The 22371-nt window shown below is 60.5% G+C and carries 15 protein-coding genes and 1 tRNA gene; 8 read left to right on the forward strand and 8 right to left on the reverse strand.

The features are described 5' to 3' along the window. The first annotated feature begins 141 nt into the window (after positions 1 to 141). A complete protein-coding gene (locus tag ACVWZJ_RS12130) occupies positions 142 to 600 on the forward strand; it encodes a gamma-glutamylcyclotransferase family protein (RefSeq protein WP_414342279.1) in 459 nt (152 codons plus the stop codon). 408 nt (positions 601 to 1008) lie between these two features. On the opposite strand, the gene ACVWZJ_RS12135 is transcribed toward ACVWZJ_RS12130, so the two are convergent. Both ACVWZJ_RS12135 and ACVWZJ_RS12140 read right to left on the reverse strand, forming a co-directional pair. Then, the gene (locus tag ACVWZJ_RS12135) at positions 1009 to 2190 is read right to left on the reverse strand and encodes an aldo/keto reductase (RefSeq protein WP_011433138.1); all 1182 of its coding nucleotides are present in this window, start codon (positions 2188 to 2190) and stop codon (positions 1009 to 1011) included. 159 nt (positions 2191 to 2349) lie between these two features. Beyond that, a tRNA-Asp gene (locus tag ACVWZJ_RS12140) sits at positions 2350 to 2423 on the reverse strand. A 49-nt stretch (positions 2424 to 2472) separates the two neighbouring features. Between ACVWZJ_RS12140 and ACVWZJ_RS12145 the strand changes: the two genes are divergently transcribed. Continuing rightward, on the forward strand, positions 2473 to 2976 hold the full coding sequence (locus ACVWZJ_RS12145; protein WP_011433137.1) for a hypothetical protein: 504 nt from the start codon (positions 2473 to 2475) through the stop codon (positions 2974 to 2976). A gap of 237 nt (positions 2977 to 3213) precedes the next feature. Here ACVWZJ_RS12145 and ACVWZJ_RS12150 read toward each other — a convergent pair whose 3' ends face one another. Next, positions 3214 to 4857, reverse strand: a complete 1644-nt coding sequence (locus ACVWZJ_RS12150) for a protein kinase domain-containing protein (RefSeq protein WP_457396212.1) — start codon at positions 4855 to 4857, stop codon at positions 3214 to 3216. 284 nt (positions 4858 to 5141) lie between these two features. Here ACVWZJ_RS12150 and alaS point away from each other — a divergent pair, with 284 nt between their 5' ends. Next, the gene (alaS, locus tag ACVWZJ_RS12155; protein ID WP_457396214.1) at positions 5142 to 7796 is read left to right on the forward strand and encodes an alanine--tRNA ligase; all 2655 of its coding nucleotides are present in this window, start codon (positions 5142 to 5144) and stop codon (positions 7794 to 7796) included. A gap of 147 nt (positions 7797 to 7943) precedes the next feature. Here the strand turns inward: alaS and dnaG are convergent, their stop codons facing one another. Next, positions 7944 to 9884 (reverse strand): DNA primase, encoded by a 1941-nt coding sequence (dnaG, locus tag ACVWZJ_RS12160; RefSeq protein WP_457396216.1) that lies wholly within the window; start codon positions 9882 to 9884, stop codon positions 7944 to 7946. 135 nt (positions 9885 to 10019) lie between these two features. On the opposite strand from dnaG, the gene ACVWZJ_RS12165 reads away from it, so the two are divergent. The 5 genes from ACVWZJ_RS12165 (at position 10020) to ACVWZJ_RS12185 (ending at position 16978) form a co-directional block, all read left to right on the forward strand. Further along, positions 10020 to 10361, forward strand: a complete 342-nt coding sequence (locus tag ACVWZJ_RS12165) for a c-type cytochrome (protein WP_011433133.1) — start codon at positions 10020 to 10022, stop codon at positions 10359 to 10361. Between the two features lie 47 nt (positions 10362 to 10408). Then, on the forward strand, positions 10409 to 10708 hold the full coding sequence (locus tag ACVWZJ_RS12170; RefSeq protein WP_011433132.1) for a hypothetical protein: 300 nt from the start codon (positions 10409 to 10411) through the stop codon (positions 10706 to 10708). Positions 10709 to 10770: 62 nt separating this feature from the next. Continuing rightward, the gene (locus ACVWZJ_RS12175; RefSeq protein WP_011433131.1) at positions 10771 to 11364 is read left to right on the forward strand and encodes a YcnI family protein; all 594 of its coding nucleotides are present in this window, start codon (positions 10771 to 10773) and stop codon (positions 11362 to 11364) included. Between the two features lie 17 nt (positions 11365 to 11381). Then, positions 11382 to 13007, forward strand: coding sequence for a copper resistance CopC/CopD family protein (locus ACVWZJ_RS12180; RefSeq protein ID WP_011433130.1), 1626 nt, complete (start codon positions 11382 to 11384; stop codon positions 13005 to 13007). A 158-nt stretch (positions 13008 to 13165) separates the two neighbouring features. After that, complete coding sequence (locus tag ACVWZJ_RS12185) at positions 13166 to 16978, forward strand: serine/threonine-protein kinase (RefSeq protein ID WP_011433129.1); 3813 nt, start codon at positions 13166 to 13168, stop codon at positions 16976 to 16978. Between the two features lie 93 nt (positions 16979 to 17071). Here ACVWZJ_RS12185 and lysS read toward each other — a convergent pair whose 3' ends face one another. The 4 genes from lysS to aroC all read right to left on the reverse strand — a co-directional run bounded on the left by lysS (position 17072) and on the right by aroC (position 22367). Then, a complete protein-coding gene (gene lysS / locus ACVWZJ_RS12190; protein ID WP_011433128.1) occupies positions 17072 to 18607 on the reverse strand; it encodes a lysine--tRNA ligase in 1536 nt (511 codons plus the stop codon). 50 nt (positions 18608 to 18657) lie between these two features. Beyond that, on the reverse strand, positions 18658 to 19557 hold the full coding sequence (locus tag ACVWZJ_RS12195) for a Uma2 family endonuclease (RefSeq protein ID WP_148202723.1): 900 nt from the start codon (positions 19555 to 19557) through the stop codon (positions 18658 to 18660). 266 nt (positions 19558 to 19823) lie between these two features. Next, complete coding sequence (radA, locus tag ACVWZJ_RS12200) at positions 19824 to 21218, reverse strand: DNA repair protein RadA (RefSeq protein WP_011433126.1); 1395 nt, start codon at positions 21216 to 21218, stop codon at positions 19824 to 19826. Positions 21219 to 21230: 12 nt separating this feature from the next. Beyond that, positions 21231 to 22367 (reverse strand): chorismate synthase, encoded by a 1137-nt coding sequence (gene aroC / locus ACVWZJ_RS12205; RefSeq protein WP_457396220.1) that lies wholly within the window; start codon positions 22365 to 22367, stop codon positions 21231 to 21233. Positions 22368 to 22371 lie beyond the last annotated feature (4 nt).

Consider the following 22371-nt stretch of genomic DNA (forward strand, 5'->3'; position numbering starts at 1 on the left):
CTTCTGCCATTTGTTTTCATCTAAAAAAACCAACTTCATCCTCTTTCCTCTATAAATTATTCTCTCTATCCTAACATAAGATCAACACGACCTAGTGTAACTCTGGGTAGGCGGGTTCACCCGACACCAAGGGAACTAGAGATGAGTGAGCAGTGGTATTTTGCATACGGAAGTAACCTAGATGCCCAGCAGATGGGACACCGTGCTGTTGATTTCAAGGAAGCTAGGCGTGCTCGTTTGCAGGGATACCGCCTGACGTTCAACAAGCGCGGCAACGATGGAACCGGCAAGGCCAACATTGTCCGGGATCCCTCTGGGGTTGTGTGGGGAGTTGCCTATCTGTGCAGCTCGGACAGGCTGGAGAGGATGGATCGGTATGAAGGAATTCCGGGAGGTCATTACCGTCGCCAGCAGGTTCAGGTTCGAAGCGATGAGGGTGAAGTGATCGAAGCAATGACTTACGTGGCGGGAGATTCATTCATTGATGATTCATTGATCCCAAGCGAGGGATATCTTCAAGGAATCTTGAAGGGGGCACGAGAGCATGGGCTTCCCCCCGACTACATTCATCAAATTGAAGCGATGGGGTTGGGTGGCTGAGAGCACTCTGTCCAAGGGGATTGAGGCTGCTGGCAAACAGGTTCCTGCCCCTGACCTTAAGATGGAGCCTCAAACCAGGTGGGTTGATCCCGAACGGTTTTGGCAGCGTCCAGATCCAAGAGAGTGCGGCCTATCCGATAAAAGTGACGGCACATCCGTTGGCAATCCGAAAGGTCGGCGACTGTTATCTCAATCACCTACAACCATGCCAAACAGGCCACAGTAAAAGGCTGGCCATCGCAATGGTACTCCTCTTGCGTCTACAGATGCGGTGGGGCTAGTGTTGCCAGACTCTCATCTAACTCAGTAACTGTTCTTGCAACACGGAGTTTCTCAATAAAACGATGTAGTCTTGAATCTCTTGCGGAAGCATTTTAATACCGTCAAACGGGGGGATCCCTGGGCAAGCTAGCTCTGAGATAGGCGCTTCACCTCAGCTCCAGAGAGCAGGCGATGGGCTTCTTGCAACAAAGCCGGGATCCGGTCGCGGTGGGGGCTGTGGATGAGATAGGGTCGCAGGGCTTCGGCATCCACCTTGTCTGCCCGCTGGCCGGGGAGCCAACTGCCGGCATTGCCCAACAGGTTGTAACGGCTCTTGGCATAGTCCACTAAGTCATAGGCCAAGACCAAATTGCGCAGCAGCAGAATAAACGGGATATTCACCTGTCCGGGGGTTTGGTCGTAGCGAGGCAGGCCCTGGTGCCAAGTTTTGGCGTAGTGCTCTCCCACCTGCTCGATCAAAGCTTGCTCTAGGCGGGCCAGGATCGGCGGCAACAGCTCATCAGCCCGATCCAACAGCTCCACCGCCCGCAGGTGCTCATCAAAATCGCTGGGTCGGGCCGCCCCAATGCTGAGGGTGTGAACCTGGGGATGGGACAGACAGAACAGGTCGTTGAAGACCATCGGGCTGAGGGGTTGGCACAACTGCACCAGCTTGGCGGGCGGATCGTAAAGCTTGCCCCCCTTATCCGAGGGACTGATGATGAATACCCCCATATCCTGCTGAGCGGCGGCCTCAATGGCAGGCCAGTTGGTTTGGTTGACAAAATACCAGTGCAGGTTGACGTAATCGAAGCCCCCTGACCGTATGGCTTCCACGATCAACTCCGTCGGCCCATGGGTGGAGAAGCCGACAAAACGCACCCGCCCCTGCCGTACCAGGCGCTGACACACCTCCAGACACCCCCCTGGACGCAGGCTGTGCTCCAAGTCTTCCCAGGTATTCAACCCGTGGATGGCCAGCAGATCCACGTAATCGAGGTTCAAGTAGCTCATCGATTGCTCGAACTTGGCCAGGAACTGCTGCGGGTCGGCGCTGGGGCCAATTTTCGTCTGCACAATCAGATCTTGCCGGGGAAAGAGCGGCAAAATGCGGCCCAACTGCATTTCAGAAGTGCCATAGCCGCGGGCAGTTTCGATGTGGTTGATGCCCACCTCCAAGGCCCGGCGAATCGTCGCCTCCAGGTTCTGCTGGCTTGCCGCTGGGATCCCTGACCAAGGAGTATCTTGCCAACTGTGTTGATAGCGCATGCCACCACAGCTCAGCACAGGCATAGGCAGCTCGGTACGCCCAAATCTGCGATACTGCATGGTTTTTCCCCTGGACTAAGCCCCATTTTAGAGTGGCCCCACCGCCGAAGCTTAAACCCCAGGCCGACCGCGTTGCGCAGCAGTCTCCATCAGAAATCAGATCAGTCTGGAGATATGAGGCTGCAGGAGAGCGACTAAGCTAGAGTGTTCTCAAGAGTACGGGGCTGACGGGGCTCGAACCCGCAACTTCCGCCGTGACAGGGCGGTGCTCTAACCAATTGAACTACAGCCCCAATCGCTGCGAATATCTATTCTGGATGTGAATGAGGATTGTTGTCAATCATGGTGGTTAGTTTGGCAGCACAGGCCGCAACCCTTGTGGATACTGCTCCCCAAAATGGGATCCCGACGGCGGCAATGCAACAGGTGGCGGATGTGCTCACTCAGGTGGCTCAACACCTGGATCACCTGCAATACACCACCTTGCGCTACCCCGATGGCGGCTGGCTGACGGTGCGGGTGGTCGAGGATCCTGCTGCTGGCGACTCATCCTCAGAGGGATCCCAGCCGACGACCCATCTGTGGATCCCGGCCTTCGGCCACCTGGAAGATGCCCACACCACGCTGGCAGAGCTTAAGGATCGAGCGCCGGAGCTGGAGACCGCTTCTTTTGGGGTCTTGGAGCTGTTGTTCTTGGCGTTGGGCCTTTCTCGGGCCGATGGTATTGTCTTTTACGACCAAGCTGGGGATCGGCAACAGGGCAAAACCGTAGCCTGCCGAGCTCTGACGGAACAGGTCAACCGGTCTCTTCGCAGATGGGCTTCCCCACCCCCTTCAATGGCTTGAGCTCTTGAACTTTTCTCTTTTATTTTATGGTTTTGTGGTCATTTCGATTCAAACTAGGACAAAGCGTTGAATGCGGAGGGCCAGAAGGCTTTTCTAAGGACTCCGTCCCGCCGGCGCGATCAGTAGCCCAGACGTCTCATCCTAACCTGAAACAACTATAAAACTATTAAAGATCTATAAAGTTTAAAGATCGCAACGCAAAATTCCAGATCCGCCAGATCCGCAATCCGCCCTGCGTCAACTCAAGATGGCCCCCTGTCGGCGGGCAAACTTCCGTAGCTTCTCGTCCATCCGCGCCCCCCGTAGATCCGCTTTGCAAAAGTTGGTAAAGCGCTTGCTCTTTTCTTCTGGGTATCGAGCCAAACGAACCCCACCGCCCATCGACCAGATCACCGAGCTGGCCACCACCAAGGCGATCCCAGCCGCTCCTAACGCATAAACCAAATTGCCCGTGGTCAGGCGGACAAGCAAAAAGGCCAGGATCCCTGAGCCCAGCAGCCCCCCCAAGCCTGTCAGGATCCCTCCCAATGTTTTGGCCGATCCAGACAGTTGGCTCAAAACCCGTAGCCAATGGGGTTGAGGGGTGTTGAAGAGGATCCCGCGCAGATCCGCCCCCTGCAAGTTGGCCCCTGAGAAATCGGCCCCCCGCAGATCGGCCTGGCGCAAATCATAGCCGGCTAGGTTTTGGTTGGCAAAGGACTTGCCCCGTAGATCGGCCCCCGCCATGGAAGGGATCCGCGGTGGGGTGGCCGGCTTGATCCGTCCGCCGCCTGTGATGCTACTGGCTCGGCCCAGTTGGGTAAAACCGGTGGTGCTCCCCCACTCAGAGGGGATGGATAGCGGGCTGCTGGCTGTCATTCCCCCTGCGGTGGACGGAGGGAGGGGTGTGGGCACGAAACCACCCGAGCGGCGCTTGGCCCAGTAGCCGGAGATCACCGATGTGCTGGGATTGGCAGACAGGGGGGAGTTGGGCAACACAATCGGTGCTTCTTCCACCGGGATCCCTTGCAGCGCCCGCAAGACCTCGGTGGCGGTGGCAAAGCGCTGATTGATGGCCGGCTGCAACATGCGGTGCAAAATGGCGTCGAATTCCGGGCTAAGCTGCAGTTCATCCGACCAATCCCACTGCCCCGTTTCATGGTTATAAAACTTGGCCGGAGATTCCAACGTCATCAAGTTGATGCAGGTAGCCGCCAAAGCATAGAGATCGCTAGAGGGACCGACCGCCTGGCCGGCTACTTGCTCCGGGGGAGAAAAGCCCAGCGAGCGAATGGCCGTCGCCTCTTCTGCCGAATCCTGGCCCGGGCCGAGCTGCTTGACGGCCCCAAAGTCGATCAGCACCAATCGACCATCTTCTTTGCGACGAATCAGGTTGGCGGGTTTAATGTCTCGGTGAACCGTGTTTTGGCTGTGGACATAGCTGAGGATCAGCAGCACCTCCTGCATCACCTGCCGGGTTTGTTTTTCGGAGAAGGGCCCATTGCGACGCATTTCTTGGGAGAGGGTGGTGCCCTGGATAAATTCCTGCACCAAGTAGAACTTGTCGCCTTCCTGAAAGTGGGCGTAGAGCTTGGGGATCTGCGAATGTTCGCCCAGGCGCTCCAACACTTGGGCCTCGCGATTGAAGAGCTCCTCCGCCAGCTTGGCCAGTTGCGGGGATCCCTCGACCGGGCGCAACTGCTTGATCACCCGCCAAGGTTTGGAGGGCATGTCCTCATCCCGCGCCAAAAAGGTAGAGCCAAATCCCCCCTGGCCGATGCGCTTGAAGGCCCGGTAGCGATTGCGCAGCAGCAGGGGATGGCCACAAGAGGCACAGGTAGAGGCATCCGCCGGGTTTTCCGGGTGCAAACAGGCAGGGTTAAGGCAGTAGCAAGTGGGCATACCAGTTTGGGGTTACCGGCTGGCGATCCGGACAACCGAGACGGAGCCAAGAAGTCGGCAGGCAAGTTGTGAGAGATACATACAGGTTAGACCAAGAAGAAACAAATCTTGCACAACTGCCTCAGACAGGCTGATCTTAGCGTCTGCCCGCCCTGAGGTTCATCGGACAAATCGCTTAGGTTGTCGGCGGATGGGGTTTGGTGGAACAGAGGAGAACAACAAGGGCTGGACTGCCCTGCAGAGGGAAAACTTAGAATTGATGAATACAGCCATCTTCGCCTGTCATGTTTCCAGCGCTTTCCGGTGCCGCCATTCGGCAAACTTTTCTGGACTTCTACGCTCAGCGGGGCCACCAGGTGTTGCCCAGCGCCTCCTTGGTGCCGGAAGATCCGACGGTGCTGCTGACCATTGCCGGCATGTTGCCCTTTAAGCCCATTTTCCTGGGGCAACGGGATCCGGAGTACCCACGGGTTACAACGGCCCAGAAATGTGTGCGCACCAACGACATCGAGAACGTGGGCCGAACGGCGCGCCACCACACCTTCTTCGAGATGCTGGGCAACTTCAGCTTTGGCGACTACTTCAAAAAAGAGGCCATTGCCTGGGCCTGGGAGCTGGTGACGGAGGTGTTCGGCCTGCCCCCGGAACGGCTGGTGGTGAGCGTCTTTCGCGAAGATGAGGAGGCTTTTGCCCTCTGGCGAGATGAGATAGGGATCCCGGCCCACCGCATCCAGCGCATGGGAGAGGCGGATAATTTCTGGGCTGCCGGCCCCACCGGCCCCTGTGGCCCTTGTTCTGAGATTTACTACGACTTCAAGCCGGAGCTGGGGGATGAGCGGATCGATTTGGAGGATGACTCCCGCTTTCTGGAGATCTACAACCTGGTGTTCATGGAGCTGAACCGGGATAGCGAAGGTCACCTGATGCCCCTGGCCAAGCAAAACATCGACACCGGCCTGGGGTTGGAGCGGTTGGCCCAGGTGTTGCAGGGGGTGCCCAACAACTACGAGACGGACTTGATCTTTCCCATCATTCAAACGGCGGCTGGGATCGCCGGGCTGAACTACTCCAAGGCCAACCCGGAGCAGCAGATCTCTCTGAAGGTGATCGGGGATCACGCGCGGGCAGTGATGCATTTGATTGCCGATGGGGTGCTTCCTTCCAATGTGGATCGGGGCTATGTGCTGCGGCGGCTGATCCGGCGAATGGTGCGCCACGGGCGATTGCTGGGGATTGGCGAGCCCTTCACCATCCCGGTAATCGAGACCGCGATTCAGTTGGCCGAGGCTGCCTATCCTCAGGTGCGGGAGCGAGAAACCCTGATCAAGACCGAGCTGCAACGGGAGGAAGAGCAATTTCTCAAAACCCTGGAGCGGGGGGAACGGCTACTGCTGGATTTGTTTACTGCCGTCGAATCTTCCCGCCGTGACAGCAGCTCGCCAAAGCAGATCTCCGGCGCCGACGCCTTCAAGCTCTTCGATACCTACGGTTTTCCGCTGGAGCTAACCCAAGAAATTGCCCAGGAACACGGCTTCAGCGTGGATCTGGAGGGCTTTGAGCAAGAGATGGAGAAACAGCGGCAGCGGGCCCGCGCCGCCCACCAAACCATCGACCTCACAGCCCAGGGATCCCTGGACGAGTTGGCGGATTTCCTCAGCCAAACGGAGTTTTTGGGATACAGCCAATCTTCCGCCCGCGGTGTGGTCGAGGCCCTGCTGGTCGGGGGAAAATCGGTGCCCCAAGTGGAGGCAGGGCAGGCAGTGCAGATCGTTTTGGATCGCACGCCCTTCTACGCCGAAGCCGGTGGACAAATTGGTGACCGGGGCTACCTCTCCGGGGATGGCCTGCTGGTGCGCGTTGAAGATGTGCAAAAGCAAGGGGATCTGTTCGTTCACTTTGGCCATGTGGAACGCGGGATCCTGCGGGTGGGGGATCCCGTCCAAGCCCAGATTGACCTGGCCTGTCGGCGGCGCGCCCAAGCCCACCACACCGCCACCCACCTGCTGCAGGCGGCCCTGAAAAGAATTGTCGATCCCTCGATTGGTCAGGCGGGATCCCTGGTGGCCTTTGACCGGCTGCGCTTTGATTTCACCCTATCCCGGCCAGTCACCCCTGAGGAGCTGGAACAGATCGAGAACTTGGTGAACACCTGGATCGCCGAGGCCCATGCTGCTCAGGTGGCGATCATGCCCCTGGCCGAGGCCAAAGCCAGAGGTGCCGTGGCCATGTTCGGGGAAAAATACGGCGCCGAGGTGCGGGTAATCGACTTTCCGGGGGTCTCGATGGAGCTGTGTGGCGGCACCCACGTCAACAACACCGCTGAGATTGGCCTGTTCAAGATCATCGCCGAGACGGGAGTGGCTGCTGGGATCCGCCGCATCGAGGCCGTGGCCGGGCCGGCTGTGCTGGAATACCTGAACGAACGGGACAGGGTGGTGCGGGAGCTGAGCGCTCAATTTAAAGCCAAGCCCCAGGAACTGCCGGAGCGGGCTGCCGCCCTACAGGCGGAGCTGAAAGCTGCCCAGAAGGAACTGGAAGAGGTGCGCAGCCAGTTGGCCTTGCTACAGGCCGAAGGTCTGCTGGCCCAGGCGGTTGCCGTCGGAGATCTCAAGGTGCTGGTGGCCGAGCTGGGATCCACCACCCCTGAGGCCCTCAAAACCGCTGCCGAGCATCTGCTCTCCAAGCTGGGGGAAGGGGCAGTGGTGCTGGGATCGGTGCCGGAAGCCGGCAAGGTCAGCCTGGTGGCTGCCTTTAGCCCTGCTGTGCAGCAACTTGGCCTGAAGGCGGGATCCTTCGTCGGCGAGATCGCCAAACTGACTGGGGGCGGTGGTGGCGGACGGCCCAACTTGGCCCAGGCCGGGGGCAAGCAGCCGGAACAATTGCCAAAGGCTTTGCGGGTGGCCCGAGAGCGGTTGCAAGCGGAGCTGATCTCGCGCTAGGGGAGCGAAGCCCCTTTGAGCAGCAACAGGCCGTCCATCAGCCACTACAGTCTGTTCAGTTTAGGGTGAGACACTCGGGCTATAGAGAGAAGCCTTCTGGCCGAGTATGGGGTTATGGGTTTAGTGTCCTAGTTTGAATCGAAATGACTATAAATCTTCGGCCAGTGGGGTTTCCGACATGTCTTCCAGGCTCAGTTGCACCTGCCGCTGCAGCGCCTGAATCGCTTGGTATTCCTGCTGGATGCTGGCCTGGTACTGGGCGGCCAGGGCAGTGTTGCCTTCGGAAAAGGCTTGATCCCACAGTTGGGTCCAGTAGCGGTAGCGCTTCTGGCGAATTTCCAGCTCCATGTTGGCAATGGCGGCCCGCACCACCATCCGTGGACGCATCAGGGCTACGCGGGTGTTTTCGTCCAGCCAAAGCAGATGGCTGAGGCGCTCGTTGAGCTGCTCATCTTGGGCACAGAGGGTGCGCAAAGCCGTCAGCAACGTCTCTTCTTGCTCTTCCAGCTCCGGCTGAGCCGAGATCAGCTCCAAGATCCGCTGCCACAACTCGCGGTGGGGGCGAAAGCTAAATTGCAGCTCTCGCTCCAGCAAAGTTTGGCGAATTTCGCGGCGATACTCGCCAAAATGCAGAAAGATCTGCAAAAGATGGGACTCAGATTGCAAGAGTTTGGATCCCTTATTGAGGGAAGGTTGCTGGGGTTTGGCCCAGCGGTACTGCCGCACGGCTCGGCGCAGGTCTTCTTCCAAATCTCGACTGAGGCGACCATTGCCGCGGCTGAGCAATTCTGCCACTTTGTGCAAATACAAAGAGCGCCATTGTCCACCCAAACCGGCCAGCAGTTGCACAAGGGCTTGACGGGCCTGCTGAAAATCGGTGGCCCGGCTCAGATCCCGACCGGCCAACACCTGTTCAATTCGCCAATCCAGCCACAGGGGGGCCTGCTCAATCAGGGTTTGCAGTTCAGCAACCGCTGGTGTCAGCGGGGCGGAGCCCCTGTGCTCCCGCAAAAACTCGTCGGCATCTTTGCCCTCAGGAAGGGTGAGAATGCGCAGCTCAATTTCTCCGCGCCGCGCTTGTTCTTCAATGGCTTCAATGGCCCGGCTGGCGGCGTTCAAACCGGCCCGATCCGCATCAAAATTGAGGATCAGCCGCTTCGACTGGGTGTAGCGCAGCAGGGTCTTCACCTGGTGGGGTGTCAAAGCAGTGCCCATGGCCGCTACAGCATAGGCAACTCCCGCCTGATGCAGGGCGATGACATCGAAATAGCCTTCCACCACCAGGACTTGATCGGCCTTGGCAATGGCATCGCGGGCAAAGTTGAGGCCATAGACCACCTGGCTTTTGTTGAAGAGCTCTGTTTCTGGAGAGTTGAGGTACTTGGGCTGTCCTGACTCCCCCAAGGCTCTGCCGGCAAACCCGATCACCCGCCCCTGCACATCGAAAATGGGCAGCATGATCCGGTTGCGAAAGCGGTCGTAGTGGCCGGATCCCTGCTGGCGGGGAACCAGCAATCCAGCCTCTTCTAAAAGTTTGACCGGTTGGCGCTTGTGGTTGACCAAGTATTCGTAGAGAGATTGCCAGCCGGGGGGAGCAAAGCCGATTTGAAATTTTTGCAAAGTTTCTTCGCTCAGGTGGCGGCTGTGCAGGTACTGGCGGGCGGCGGATCCTAGCTGGGATCGGAGGGCATGCCGATAAAAATCGGCAGCCATGGCCAAAATCTCCAGCAGCTTTTCCCGGTGGGAGAGCTCCCGCTCATCAAGGGATCCCAAGGGCTGCGCCTCGGGATTGCGGGTGGGCAGAGGTATGTGGTATCGCCGCGCCAAGTGGCGCACGGCCTCAGCAAAGGAGAGATGCTCGGTCTGCATGACAAAGCGCAGCACATCTCCCCCTGCCCCGCAGGAGAAGCACTTGTAGATCTGCTTGCTGGGGCTGACCTGAAAACTGGGTTTGTGGTCGTTGTGGAAAGGGCAAAGCCCAACGAAGTTCTTTCCCTGCTTGCGCAGCACCACTTTTTCGGCCACCACTTCCACGAGGTCGGCCTTTTGGCGCACCAACTGAATGAAATCGGGGGGCAGACCGCTCATGGCTTCGGGGGATCCTGACCTTATGGTAGCCGGGGGAAGCTCGACAGGCCGTCTTTTGACCTGGCCCAACGGGCTTGGGATAATGGGCGGGCCTTAAAGGCTAGTTTTCGGTCAGTCCCTGAGATGAAAATGCGAATGATCAACCTTTTTATCGGGCTTTTGGTGGCAGTATTTGCCCTCTTTTTAGGCCCGCAAATGGCTTCTGCTGAGCCTGATTTGGCCTTGGGAGCCAAGGTCTTTCAGGCCAAATGTGTGGGTTGTCACTTGAACGGGCGCAACACTTTGGTGGCAGCGAAAAACCTTTCTCTGGCGGCTCTTCATGAGTACCACGTAGACACCCCTGAGCTGATCCAGGCCCAAGTGAGAAACGGCAAAGGGGCCATGCCGGCTTTTGCCAAGATTCTCAAGCCGGAGGAGATCGAGGCGGTGGCGGCCTACGTTTTGGATCGCGCTGAGCACAACTGGAGTAGAGGCTAGTGTCCAAAGAGAGGACTCAAGATCCAGCCCTGCTTCAGGGGAGACCAGTGGAGCGGCTGCCTCACGAGCAGGGATGTGAAGGACAGGGATCCCGCCGCCAGCTTCTCTCAGTGGGCATAGGGGCCCATGGGCTAGTGGCGGTGGGCATTTCTGCCCATGGGGTGGTAGCCATCGGCGTGGTCACCCACGGCATCCTCTCCATTGGCCTAGTAGCCATGGGCGCTCTCTCCTTTGGGCTGGTGTCCATGGGCTTGGCCAGCGCCGGCCTGGTGTCCATGGGTCTCTCCAGTTGGGGCCAGCACAGCATGAGCCTGATGGAATCCCACGGATCCCATCACCATCCCTAGGTTTTGACCAACAAACACTGCATTTTTCTCTTTCCCTACAGGTTTATAAGGAGCATCTGCGAATGTTCAGTCTGCAAAGTTACTTGACCCTGGCCAAGAAATCTCTGCTGGCCCTGGGAATGAGTTTTTTACCCCTTTCCTCTGCCTGGGCCCATGTTACCGTCCATCCCAAAGAGGCCCCGGCGGGCAGCTTTGCCAAGCTCACCTTTCGGGTGCCCCATGGCTGCGATGGATCCCCGACCGTGCGCCTGCGGGTGCAGATCCCGGAGGGATTCGTCTCTGTGAAGCCGATGGTGCATCCCCTGTGGAAAATCGAGACGGTCAAAAAGCCGCTGGAGACCCCCTATGAGTCGCATGGGAAGATGATTACCGAAACGGTTGCCGAGGTGATCTGGAGCGGCGGCTCGCTGCCCGATGAGTTCATGGATGAGTTCAGCATCCGCGCCAAGCTGCCGGATCGGCCCGGCGAGGTCATCCCCATCCCGGTGATCCAGGAGTGCGAAAAAGGCATGCACCGCTGGATCCAGGTGGCGCAGCCGGGCGAGGATCCTAAGAGCTTGCCGGAGCCGGCCCCGCTGCTGAAGCTGACAGGTGGAGACAGTGGACATGGGCAAGGCCACGGGCATGGACATGGGCATGGTCACGGTACCCGCTAAGCGGTCTGCTTAGGAGCATGTTTCATCCCAAAAGGGGTTTTGCTTGGATTTGGTCTGGGATCCTCTGCGCCTTGCTGTGGGTGGCCGGGATCCCGCCCGCTTTTGCCCATGCCAGCTTGCTCTCCACCTTCCCAGAGGATGGGGCGGTGCTGCAGGAAGCTCCGGCCCAGGTGCGGCTTGTTTTCAATGAGCCGGTGCAGATCACACAGCTCCAGGTTTTAGACAGCAACGGACGAGCTCTGCCCTTAGAAAATCGGGTGACCAGGGGTGAGGCACCGCAGGGGGATTTGCCGCAGGGGATCCCCGAGGGAGTTTACATCGTCAGTTGGCGGGCCATTTCTGCCGATTCCCATCCGGTGAGTGGATCGTTTGCCTTCCAGGTGGGGGCAGCCGATCCTGGGCAATTGCAGGCGGCGAGGACAGCTCACGCCCAAGGAAGGGATCCCTTGTACTGGCCGCTGGTGGGGGTACGCTGGGGGATCTACTTGGGCAGCCTCTTTGTGGTGGGGGTGCTGGGCTGGTGGCGACTGTTGCGGGGGCAGCGGAGCAGTTTCGCCGATTCTGATCGCGTCAGCGGGGCGGAGCCCTTATCTTGGGCTTTTGCGACAGCTTGGATCACCCTCAGTTTGACCGCGGTGGCCTTCAGTCTGCATTTGGCCCAGCTTTACCCCCACTTCAATGGGCGAGAGCTGCTGCGTGTGATGCTTTCTCCCTACGGTTGGGGTACAGGGCTGCGGCTGGTGGGGCTAGGGATCCTGATCTGGGCCTGTGAGGGAGGTGCCGTCTGGGCCAGCGGTATGGGGTCGGTGTTGGTGCTCGGCTCCTTTTTGCCCATTGGCCATGCTCTCACCAGTGAGCATCCGATGGGGACAATGGCGCTGCTGGGGCTGCATCTGGCCGGTTCAGCTTTCTGGTTGGGAGGGTTGTGGGGGCTGGAGCGCCTGCTGGGCAAGGAATCTGCTCCCTACCCATCTGTAGGCATCATCCAACGGTTTTCTGACGTGGCCACCTGGGCGGTACCGGGGCTTATCCTGGCGGGGGTGGGGATGGGTGGGATCCACCGCGGCTGGCACTGGGATCATCCCTACGGCCAGTATCTCTGGGCCAAGCTGCTGCTGGTGCTGATGATGGTGGGGCTGGGCGCCCACAACAAGTTTCGGCTGGTGCCGGGATTACAGCAAGGTGGACAGGCCGCGGGCCGGTCGCTGCGCCGGATCGTCCGCCTGGAGTTGGTGGGGCTGATTCTGGTGCTGGGCTTGACCAGCTTCCTGGTGGCCCAGGCTCCCCCCAGTCATGGGAGGCAGGGCATGGGAGCCCCACTGGAGTCGGGCTTGCAGACCAGTTGTGAAGAGCGCTTGAACTGGCCGGAAGGCAGCCTGCACCTGAGGATTCTGCCCTGTCGTCCTGGGGAAAATCAAATTCGGGCTGAGGTGAAGGGAGTCCCGGCCCAGGAATTGACCCTTGGGTTTTCCCTGCCGGAACACGGGATCCCCCCTCTACGCCGTACTGTAGCGCCGGATAGGCCTGGCCAATTTGTGGTGGAAAATGTGCCTCTGGCCCTGGCGGGGGAATGGCAGATCGAGGTGAGACTGCTGATCAGCGATTTTGAAGAGCGGCGAGGTCAGATCGCGGTTTCTCTCTGACTGAATTGTTACAGACATTGAAGATCGCGAAAAGAAAAAGCAGAAAAAGACCCTGGATAGGAGCTGTGGGTTGCTCCGCCCAAGGGCGTCGGCCTGTGGCAGAATCGAGCCAGCTCGTAGTGGCAAAAGGCTGCTCCGCTCAGGCGACTGGCTTGGCTATGGAAGACAAGATCAGAGCGGGAAGTGTGCTCAGGGGACGCTATCGCATTCTCCATCCCCTCGGGGAAGGAGGGTTTGGCGTAACCTACAAGGCGGTGGATCAAGACACCTTCGATAGCCCTTGCGTCGTCAAGCGCCTTCGCCCCCTCTCCACGGATCCCTATACGTTGGCCACGGCTCGCAAGCTCTTTGAACGGGAAGCCAAGGTTCTCAACCGGCTCAACCACTTCGACCAAGTGCCCCGCCTTTTGGCCCACTTCGAGCAGGATCAGGATTTTTACTTGGTGCAAGAGTTTGTTGCCGGGCATGATCTCAGCCAGGAGCTGATCCCGGGCAAGCCGCTGAGCGAGGCCGAGGTTTTGAAACTGTTGTGGGATATTTTGGAGATCCTGCGCCATGTACACGCCCACCAGATCGTCCATCGGGATATCAAGCCGGCCAACCTGATGCGCCGCGATGCCGATGGCAAGTTGGTGTTGATCGACTTTGGGGCAGTCAAGGAAGTGGGGCGGTTGGTCAGCCATGCCCCCGGCCAAACTCAGTTGGCGACGGTGATTGGCTCGGTTGGCTACATGGCGCCCGAACAGCTCAACGGCAAGCCCCAGCCCTGCAGCGACCTGTACTCCGTAGGGGTGCTGGCCATCCAAGCCCTCACCGGTCGTCCTCCCCATAAGATCCGGGATGATCCCCGCACCGGCCAACTGCTCTGGCGGGATTTGGTTCAGGTCAGCGAGGAGCTGGCCGAGATTTTGGATCGCCTGATCTGCCCCCACTGGCAAGAGCGCTTCCAGTCCGCTGCTGAAGTGTTGGAGGCGCTGCGGCCCCTGTTGCCTTTTCCCCAAGAGGCGACGCTCGGCGATGTTTCGGTGGATCAGGTTTTGGTGACGCGCCTGTTGGCCCGCGCACAGGAGAAAGCCCGCCAAGGGGATTTCCAGGGGGCGATTGCCGACTGTACGTTGGCCATTCAATTGGATCCCCAAAATAGCCGCGCCTACAGCCAGCGGGGCAGCGCCCGCTACAAAAGTGGGGACTTGGCAGGGGCCATCGCAGATTACACCCAAGTCATTCAACTGGCAGGGGACGCCCGCGCCTATTTCAACCGCGGCATTGCCCGCTACCGGCTGGAGGACTACGAGGGAGCTGTTGCCGACTACACCCAGGCTCTCGGCCTCAACCCACAATGGGCGGTGGCCTACTACAACCGTGGCAATGCTTACCGGCAACTCAATCAGCAGCAGCAGGCCATCGAAGACTATTCGCGGGCCATTGAGCTCAACCCGGAAGATGTGCGGGCCTATTTCAACCGCGGCGTGGTGCGCGGCCATCTGGGAGATGCGCAGGGGGCAGCAGCCGATTTTTCCGAGGTGATCAAGCGGGACCCTCAGGACGGGGAAGCCTACTTCAACCGGGGAGTGGCGCGGGTCCAGTTGTCAGATTTGCAAGGGGCTGTCGAGGACTACACCCAAGCGCTGCAGTTGGATCCTCGCCACGGCAAAGCCTATTACCACCGGGGCCTGGCCCGGCAAGCGTTGGGGGATCCCCAGGGGGCTGTTGAAGACTTTTCTCAGGCCCTATCCCTACGGTCTGCTGAGGCCACTGAGCTACCTGAGGCAGAGGCGGCAGCCCAGGCGGATCTCTACTTGCAGCGGGCCATGGCCTACCTGAGCAGCAACACCCTGGAGCCGGCGCTGGCCGATTGTGAACAGGCTCTCCGTCTGGATCCCAACCTGTCGCGGGCCTATCTCTGCCGGGGCTTGGCTCGCCAGGGGCTGGGGGATCCCGGCGGCGCTCTGGCAGACTTCAACCGCGCCCTGGAGCTGGATCCCCAAATGGCCAAAGCCTACCTCAACCGAGGCATTGCCCACCTGGACTTGGGCAACATCGAAGCGGCTTTGTCCGACTTGAACCAGGCCATTGCTTTGGATCCCCAAGATGCCAGTGCCTACAGCAGCCGCGGGCGAATCCATTGGCTGTTGGGGGATCCCCTGGCGGCTCTGCGGGATTATACAGCTGCCCTGGAGCGGGATCCGCAGAACCCTCAGCTCTACTTCAACCGCGGCCAACTCCATGCTGAGCGGGAAGATTGGCCGGCAGCCTGTGAGGACTTCTCGCAGGTGTTGCAGTGGGCGGCGAGGCCTGGGATCCCACGCGGGCCGGAGCTGCTGTTGAATGCCCATCTGCGCCGCGGTATGGCACGGCAACGGTTGGGGGATTGGCAGGGAGCGCTGGCCGATTTCGACCAAGCTCTGCAAGGGGATCCTCAGTCGGGCTTGGCTTATTTCCATCGCGGCCAAGTGCGGGCTGCTCTGGGAGATGGGCTGGGGGCCATCCAGGATTACCACCAGGCTTTGGCGCTGGGGGTGGCAGTGGCCGAGGCGGATATCCGCCGAGATCTGGCGCGGGCCCAAATCCAGACGGGAGATCTGCAGGCGGCCTTGGAGCAGTTGAACGAGGCGGTGCGCTTGCAGCCGGAACGGCGGGATCTGCGCCAAGAGCGAGCTGAGTTGTGCCGACAGCTGGGCCGGTGGCCAGAGGCCATTGCCGACTACGACGAGGTGTTGCGGCAGGATCCTCAGGACTGGACGGCTTGGCTGGGACGGGGCATGGCCCATGGACAGGTGGGCAACTGGGATTCCGCCATTCAGGATCTCAGCCGGGTTTTGCAGCAGGATCCTGACCACAGGGAAGCGCTGTGGCACCGAGGACAAGCCCTGCAGCAGTTGGGTCAGACCGAAGCGGCCTTGCAAGATCTCAACCGCTTGCTGCAGCGGGATCCCCAACACAGGATGGCCCGCTTGGCCCGCGGCTCTCTGTTGTTGACGTTGGCAGTGCGCGGCACCGATGGCCCTACCAACCGTGCGGAGCAGGATCGCGTCAGCGGGACGGAGTCCTTGGAGCTGGGGTACTACGCGCAGGCTGAATCCGACTTCGACCAAGTCATCCAGGAAGAGGCCCAAGACGGGGAACAGTCCCGGCAGCTCTATCTGGAGGCCCACCTGAAGCGGGCCCAAGTCCGCCGCCTGCGCCACAACCTGGAGGGGGCAATAGCCGATTGGGATCGGGTCTTGGAGCTGGCCAGCCCAGGGGATCCAGAAGTGCTGGTCACCGAAGCCCTGTTGTATCGGGGCTTGTGTCGCCAAGAGAGGGGGGATCTGGCTGGGGCGTTGGCCGATTTCACGGCGCTGATCCAGCAGCAACCGCAGGCTTCTCAGGCTTTTGCTTTGCGGGCAACGGTGCATCTGGCTTTGGGGGATCAAGAGATGGCACTGGCGGATCTCGACCAAGCCCTGAGTCTTGACCGAGACTGGGGGGTGGCCAATGCTGCCCTGGCCTACCGTCAACGGGGGGATCTACACCGGCAGGCCAATTGCCCTGAGCTGGCCATTGCCGACTACACGCAGGCCCTGGCCTTGAACCCCCAGGAGCACTCTGCTTTGCTCCACCGAGCTCTCCTGTGGGATGGCGAGGGACAGACGGACAAAGCGATAGAAGACTACACCCGACTGCTGCAACTGGAGCTGGATCCCCAGGAGCGGGTCTGGGTTTTGAACAACCGCGGCTGGGCCTACGCCCAACAGGGGGATTTTTCGGCGGCCATCCGCGACTACGACCAAGCCATAACACTCTGCACTGCTGACGCGAGCGATAGGGATCCCTGCCACCTCAAAGCCCACTTCAACCGCGCCCTGGCCCGGACTGCCCTTGGGGATTGGCAGAGAGCCTGCCAGGATTTCCAGGCTGCCCTCCAGATGCAAGGGTACGAAGGTCGGCTTTTGGAAGACGTTATCGCTAGTTATTTCAAAATAGGTTGAGACACTTCCCAAAGGCTCCGCGCCGTCGCCGCGGCCACCTCCAACCTCTCTTAGAAATCGATGGGATTTGAATGGACAGTTAGAGGGATCGGCTCAAGCCTCCTCCGCCACTTCTCCCGTCTCGGGCCGCAGCAGCGGAAAGGCAATGACATCGCGAATGCTGGGAGCGTCGCACAGCAGCATCACCAAGCGGTCGATCCCCACGCCCAGGCCACCTGTGGGGGGCAGGCCATATTCCAAGGCGGTGAGAAAGTCTTCATCCAGAAAATGGGCCTCTTCATCGCCGGCTGCCTTCAGGGCTGCCTGGGCCTCCAGCCGCTGCCGCTGATCCACCGGATCGGTGAGCTCGGAGTAGGCGTTGGCCGTCTCCCGCCCAACGATGAACAGCTCGAAGCGCTCGGCCAACCCCGGTTTGCTGCGGTGGGGCTTGGTGAGGGGACACACCTCCAGGGGATAGTCCAGAACAAAGGTGGGCTGGCGCAGGCGGCTCTCGCAGCAGTGCTCAAAGGCTTTGACCAGCAACTGGCCGGGGGAGTCCTGGGGGGAGAGATCGGGGATCCCTTGGGCGGCCAAGGCCGGCAAGAGCTCTTCAGGGCATCCCTTTTCCACATCGATGAAAATGCCAGTGGCCTCCTCCACCAGCTCCTGCATCGTCACCCGTCGCCAGGGAGGGGTGAGGTCGATGGCTTCCCCTTGGTAGGTGAGCTGCAGGGATCCCCGCACCGCCAGGGCGGCGTTGCAGACCAGGGTTTCCGTCAGCTCCATCATGGTGTGGTAGTCGGCGAAGGCTTGATAGGCCTCTAGAGAGGTGAACTCCGGGTTGTGGCGGGTGGAGATGCCTTCGTTGCGAAAGACCCGCCCAATTTCATAGACTCGCTCGATCCCGCCCACCACCAGCCGCTTCAGGTGCAGCTCGGTGGCAATGCGCAAGTAGAGATCCAGATCCAGGGCGTTGTGGTGGGTAACAAAAGGCCGCGCCTCCGCCCCGCCGGGGATCACCTGCAACACTGGCGTCTCAATTTCCACAAAACCTCGCTCTTCCAGAGTCTGCCGCAGGGAGCGGATGATCTGGGCGCGGTCGAGCAAGGTCTGCTTGACCTCAGGGTTGACGATGAGATCGACGTAGCGCTGGCGGTAGCGTTTCTCCACATCCCGCAGGCCGTGCCACTTGTCCGGCAGCGGCAGCAGGGCCTTGGTCAGCACTTGGTATTCATCCACCCGCACCGACAATTCCCCTTTTTCGGTACGCTTCAGGCAGCCCTTGGCCCCCAGCCAATCGCCAACGTCGATGAGCTTGTCCAGGTTCTTGAAGGCCAGCTCCCCCATCTGCTCCGTCAGCCGTTTCTTGTCTAGATAAAGCTGAATGGTGCCGGAGCGATCCTGAAGGGTAAAGAAAGCCAGCTTGCCCATGACCCGCCGCGCCCGGATCCGCCCGGCCACCGCCACCTGCACATCCTCCCGCTCGCCGCCGGGCTCTAGGTCGGCAAATTGCTCCTGCAGCTCGGCAGCCAGATGGGTAACAGGAAAAGAATAGGCATAGGGCGGGATCCCTTGTTCCCGCAGGTGTTGGGCTTTTTCCAGGCGGGCGGCCCGTTGGGCGGCTTCGCTGCTGCTGGGGAGAGTGGACATGGCGGTGGATAGGCAATGGACAATGGAAGCCCCGTTAGGGACGGGATTTTTCAGGCTGCCGGCGGTGCGATCGCGTTAGCGGGACGGAGTCCTTTCGCGTTAGCGGGACGGAGTCCTTTGCCGTGGGAACGCAGCAGCTCCAAAAGGGCTTCGGCCCGTTGGCGTTCTGCCTCAGCGCGCTGTTGTTCCAGAGCAGCCTTTTCTTCGCCGGTGGGCAAAACCTGCCCCTCCCGATCACACCAGCGTAGCCATTCGGTATTCACGACCTCAAAGGATCGCTGCCAGAGGGTTAAGCCCAGCCCGATCGCGTTAGCGGGACGGAGTCTTTTCGCGTTAGCGGGACGGAGTCCTTTGTCCTCCAGCCAGGTGGACGCGAAGGGGACAAACTCACCCCCCCGCCGCTGAAAAAGGGCCAGAGGGGATCCCTGCAGTTCCCTTAGTTGCCGCAAGGGAGAGGCTACGCCCGCTGTGCGATCGTAGACCGCGTAGTAGCTGACGCCGGCGCGGGCATAGTCTTTGCGTTTGCGGCCCAGCTCTTCCCCTTTGCGCTTGGAGACAATCTCAATGACCACATCCGGCGGCTTACCCATCTCCCAGACCAGGTAGGTGCGATCTTCCTTGCGCTCAAAGCTGGCGGGGGGAGCCACCTCCAGGCTGAGCGTCACATCGGGCATCAGGGGGGGCAGTTTGAGGGCAGAGAACAGGCCAATATTGGCTGTGGCCAAAAAGGGGATCAGCTCCCCCGTGTCTTCGGCCTTGGGCTGGAAGGAGGCGTAGAGAGCGCTGGTGAGCAGGCGCTGCAGCTTTTTGGAGAGAATGCTGTCCGCGGGCTCATCATCCTCGATGACCAGGTCGCTGTTCGCGCAGCGGGTGTAGCCTTTATCCGGTGGCGGAGGAAATGCCGTCTCTGGCATCGAGGGCTGGACTGGGCTGGAGGGTGCGGAAACCATGCTCACCGGGATCCCTTGCTGGTGTTGCTAACTACGGACTAGGGCTCAGCTAAGGCTGCTGAGCTGTTTGCCCAGCAGGCGTAGCCTTTTTCGAGGGTAACAAAAGTTTTCGGGAACATGATGGACATGCCACCGAAGCAGCGGATGCCGATCGCGTTAGCGGGACGGAGTCCAATCGCGTTAGCGGGACGGAGTCCTTGCTTGGCCTTTGGAGATAGGCGCAGCAGAGCCCAGCAGCCGGCGACGGGTGGAAGGCAAGGGGATGTTCACTCTGCGCTCTGGGAACCGGGCACAGCCACCAGCAGGGCTTCCAACACCCGCTGCACCCGACTCAGGCGCAGGCCGTGATCCGACAACACAGGGCTGTTGGGGATGATGGCGTGGCGAAACCCCAGTTTGCTGGCTTCTTTCAAGCGCTGCTCCAACTGGGCCACCGGGCGCACCTGCCCCCCCAGTCCCACCTCGCCAATCAGGACTGTAAAAGGATCCACTTGGCGATCCCGGAAGCTGGCGGCCACGGCCACTGCTACCCCCAAGTCGGCAGCTGGCTCGGCTACCTGAATGCCGCCGGCAGAGGCGATGTAAGCATCGTATTTGGAAAGCGGGATCCCCACCCGTTTTTCCAGCACGGCCAAGATCTGCAAAAAGCGGTTGATTTCAATGCCGGTTGAGGTGCGGCGGGGGGAACTGTAGCTGGTGGGGCTGACTAGGGCCTGCACTTCCACCACCAAGGGGCGGGTGCCCTCGCAGGCAACGATGGTGGCTGTTCCGGGCATGGCCTGATCCCGGCTACTCAAAAAAAGCTGCGAGGGGTTCTCCACCTCCACCAAGCCAGAGGCGGTCATCTCAAAAACACCCATTTCCTGGGCTGCCCCAAAGCGGTTTTTGACGGCGCGCAATAGGCGGTGGCTTTGGAAGCGATCCCCCTCAAAGTACAAGACCGTGTCCACCAAATGCTCCAGCACCTTCGGCCCGGCCAGGGATCCGTCTTTGGTAACATGGCCTACAATCAGCAGAGCCACCCCCAGTTTTTTGGCCAGCCGCATTAACAGGCCGGTGCATTCCCGCACCTGGGAAACGGATCCCGGCGCCGAGGTGAGTTGCCCCCAGAAGATGGCTTGAATGCTGTCGATCACCGCCACCTGCGGTTGCAGAGCCTGGATCTCCGCCACGATGGCCTCCAGGTCGGTCTCGGCCAAGAGGTAGAGCTGCTCGCTTTCCACCCCCAGCCGCTCGGCGCGTAGCTTGATCTGCTGGGCTGATTCTTCCCCCGACACGTATAAGATGGGCCCGCTCTTGGCCAGGTGGGCAGCGCTCTGCAGCAGCAGGGTGCTCTTGCCAATGCCCGGATCCCCGCCAATCAACACCAGGGATCCCGGCACAATGCCACCTCCCAACACCCGGTCAAACTCGCCATAGCCGGAGGAGAGGCGAGGGTGGCGATCTGAGGAGACCTGGGAGAGGGGGAGGGCCGACCGGGGGATCCCATTGGCGCGGTTGGACCTAGGAGCGAGGGCTTGGGCCCGTGGGGACTTGGCCGCTGGGGCGACGACCACTTCCGTCAGGGTGTTCCAGGCGCCGCAATGGTCGCAGCGGCCCAAAAACTTGGCATAGCGCTCGCCGCACTGGCTGCACTCCCAGACGGTTTTGGCCTTGGCCATAGCCGGGGACTCCTAGGCCTGGGGAGCAGCGGCGACAGGGAGGGGCACCTCCGACAAGACCAGGGATCCGCACTGGGCGTGGTGGCGCAGCAGATGGTCGCAGAGGACCAGGGCCACCATCGCCTCCACCATCGGCACTGCCCGCGGCAAGACACAGGGATCGTGGCGTCCCCGCGCCGCCAAAACCGTCTCTTGCCCATTGAGGGTGACGGTGTTTTGAGGCTGGCGAATGGTGGCAGTGGGCTTAAAGGCTACCCGCAGGACGATGTCTTCGCCGTTGCTGATGCCCCCCTGGATGCCGCCGGAGCGGTTGCTGCGGGTGCGCCAGCCGCCGGGGGTCATGTAAAACTCGTCGTTGTGCTGCTTGCCCGTCAGGTAGGTGCCGGCAAACCCCGAGCCAATCTCAAACCCCTTGCTGGCTGGCAGGGACATCACCGCCTTGGCCAAGTCGGCCTCCAGCTTGTCAAACACCGGGGATCCCAGCCCGCGCGGCACGTTGCGGGCCACACATTCCACCACACCCCCTAGGGAATCCCCCTCCCGCGCCGCCTCTTCGATTTTTTGGATCATCGCTGCTGCCGCTTCTGGATCGGGGCAACGGACGATGTTGGCTTCCACCTGCTCTGCAGTTACCGAGCTGGGATCCACCTGGGCTTCCACGTCTTTTACCCGCTGCACGTAGGCCAAGATCTCCACCCCTGCCGCTAGGCGCAGGATCTTCTTGGCAATGGCCCCGGCAGCCACCCGGCCAATGGTTTCTCGCGCTGAGGCCCGTCCGCCCCCCTGCCAGTTGCGGATGCCGTACTTGGCCTGGTAGGTGGCATCGGCATGGGAAGGGCGGAAGGTGGTGGCCATCTCCTGGTAGTCCTGGGGGCGGGCATCCTGGTTGCGTACCAGGATGTGGATGGGGGTGCCAAGGGTGAGGCCCTGGAAGACTCCCGAAGTGATCTCGCAGCGATCGGCTTCCTGGCGCGGCGTCGTGATGGGGCTCTGGCCAGGACGCCGCCGATCCAGCTCTGCCTGAATGTCGGCCTCGCTCAAGGGCAGCCGCGGCGGGCAGCCATCCACCACCACCCCCACCGCCCCCCCGTGGGACTCGCCATAGGTGGTCACGCAAAACAGGACACCGAAGGAGTTGCCGTTGGCCATGGGA

It is taken from the genome of Thermostichus sp. OS-CIW-29, assembly GCF_054058195.1.

Bases quoted from the DNA above. Each gene is read 5' to 3' on its own strand.
- lysS (WP_011433128.1), bottom strand. From the start codon at position 18,607: ATGTCCACTCTCCCCAGCAGCAGCGAAGCCGCCCAACGGGCCGCCCGC.
- ACVWZJ_RS12195 (WP_148202723.1), bottom strand. From the start codon at position 19,557: ATGGTTTCCGCACCCTCCAGCCCAGTCCAGCCCTCGATGCCAGAGACG.
- aroC (WP_457396220.1), bottom strand. From the start codon at position 22,367: ATGGCCAACGGCAACTCCTTCGGTGTCCTGTTTTGCGTGACCACCTAT.
- ACVWZJ_RS12145 (WP_011433137.1), top strand. From the start codon at position 2,473: ATGGTGGTTAGTTTGGCAGCACAGGCCGCAACCCTTGTGGATACTGCT.
- ACVWZJ_RS12180 (WP_011433130.1), top strand. From the start codon at position 11,382: ATGTTTCATCCCAAAAGGGGTTTTGCTTGGATTTGGTCTGGGATCCTC.
- dnaG (WP_457396216.1), bottom strand. From the start codon at position 9,884: ATGAGCGGTCTGCCCCCCGATTTCATTCAGTTGGTGCGCCAAAAGGCC.
- ACVWZJ_RS12130 (WP_414342279.1), top strand. From the start codon at position 142: ATGAGTGAGCAGTGGTATTTTGCATACGGAAGTAACCTAGATGCCCAG.
- radA (WP_011433126.1), bottom strand. From the start codon at position 21,218: ATGGCCAAGGCCAAAACCGTCTGGGAGTGCAGCCAGTGCGGCGAGCGC.
- ACVWZJ_RS12165 (WP_011433133.1), top strand. From the start codon at position 10,020: ATGATCAACCTTTTTATCGGGCTTTTGGTGGCAGTATTTGCCCTCTTT.
- ACVWZJ_RS12150 (WP_457396212.1), bottom strand. From the start codon at position 4,857: ATGCCCACTTGCTACTGCCTTAACCCTGCCTGTTTGCACCCGGAAAAC.
- ACVWZJ_RS12135 (WP_011433138.1), bottom strand. From the start codon at position 2,190: ATGCAGTATCGCAGATTTGGGCGTACCGAGCTGCCTATGCCTGTGCTG.
- alaS (WP_457396214.1), top strand. From the start codon at position 5,142: ATGTTTCCAGCGCTTTCCGGTGCCGCCATTCGGCAAACTTTTCTGGAC.
- ACVWZJ_RS12175 (WP_011433131.1), top strand. From the start codon at position 10,771: ATGTTCAGTCTGCAAAGTTACTTGACCCTGGCCAAGAAATCTCTGCTG.
- ACVWZJ_RS12185 (WP_011433129.1), top strand. From the start codon at position 13,166: ATGGAAGACAAGATCAGAGCGGGAAGTGTGCTCAGGGGACGCTATCGC.